At 72.3% G+C, this 1,186-nt stretch carries 1 protein-coding gene; it reads right to left on the bottom strand.

Features of this window, described 5'->3' with window-relative positions:
- Window positions 1-25: 25 nt before the first annotated feature.
- Window positions 26-1,186, bottom strand: a 1,161-nt coding sequence (locus AB0M73_RS49765; protein ID WP_363907246.1) for an IS110 family transposase, incomplete at its 5' end; no start/stop codon positions are given.

Raw genomic sequence — 1,186 nt, 5'->3', positions numbered from 1 at the left:
CCCCGCGAGATGCTCCTATGGTCTGTCAAGCCGTTTGGAGGGTGGGCAGCGCGGCTAGATCGGCCATCAGGCGTGGGTAGATCTCCCGGGCGGCGTAGCGTTTGAGGCAGCGGATGAGGTGTTTCTTGTTGCCGCTGTTGGGACTGAGGCGCTTGGCCAGGTAGGCGCGGGTGGCCTCGTGGCCGGCCAGGCGGGTCAGGACCACGCGGTAGAGCGCGGCGTTGGCCTGGCGGTCTCCGGCGCGGGACAGGCGCTGGTGGTCGTGGTTGCCGCTGGAGGCGTCGCGGGGTGCGACGCCGGTCAGGCGGGCGAACGCGGCTTCGCTGTGCAGCCGGTCGGGGGTGTGCCCGGCGGTGGTCAGGAGTTGGCCGGTGGTGTCGGGCCCGAGTCCGTAGAGGCCGATGGTGCGCGGGGCGATCGTGGTGACCACGGCGTGTAGGGCGGTGTCCAGCTCACGCAGGCGGGTGTCGTAGACGCGGATGGTCTGCGCGAGCTGGGTCAGGGCCAGGCGCAGGCCGGTGTGGGAGTCCAGCAGCGCGGTCGCGAGGGCGTGGGCGGCGTGGGTCTTGGCTTTTCCGCGTAGGCCAGGGGCCGGTGGGGTGGGGGCGGGCAGGGTGGCGCAGTGGGTGATCAGTGCGGTGGTCGACAGGCCGTGCAGGGACTCGCGTAGGTCGTCGGGGGCGGTGACGGTCAGGGCGTGCAGGGTGTTGATCGTGGCGGTGCGGGCCTTGTTGAGTTGGTCGCGGACGGTGCGCAGGACGCGGACGGACTCGACGGGGCCGGTGCGGGGTTTGGGTGTGGCGGTGGCGGTGGCGGCCAGGGTTGCTGCGGCGGCGGCGATGGCGTCGGCGGGGTCGGATTTGCCGGTGCGGCGGCGGGTTTGTCGGTTGGGGCGGGTGACTTCGCGCACGGTGATGCCGTGGGTGTGCAGGTGGGTGGTGAGGCCGGCGCCGTAGCTGCCGGTGCCTTCGACGCCGACGGCGGTGACCGGGCCGAATCCGGTCAGCCAGGTCAGCAGGGCGGTGTGGCCGGTGGTGGTGGCGGGGAATCGGCGGGTGCCCAGGTGGTGCCCGAGGGTGTCGGTGGCGGCGGCGACGTGGAAGTCGCGGTGGGTGTCGACGCCGCCGGTGATGTTCCCGATCGGGGTGATCTGTTGGGTCGGGGCGTTGGTCTTGCGGGCAGGGGT

This window comes from Kutzneria sp. NPDC051319, from assembly GCF_040682195.1.
Classification (GTDB): domain Bacteria; phylum Actinomycetota; class Actinomycetes; order Mycobacteriales; family Pseudonocardiaceae; genus Kutzneria.
Note: the sequence above shows the minus strand (reverse complement) of the source record. Positions and strands in the feature narration are given on the sequence as shown.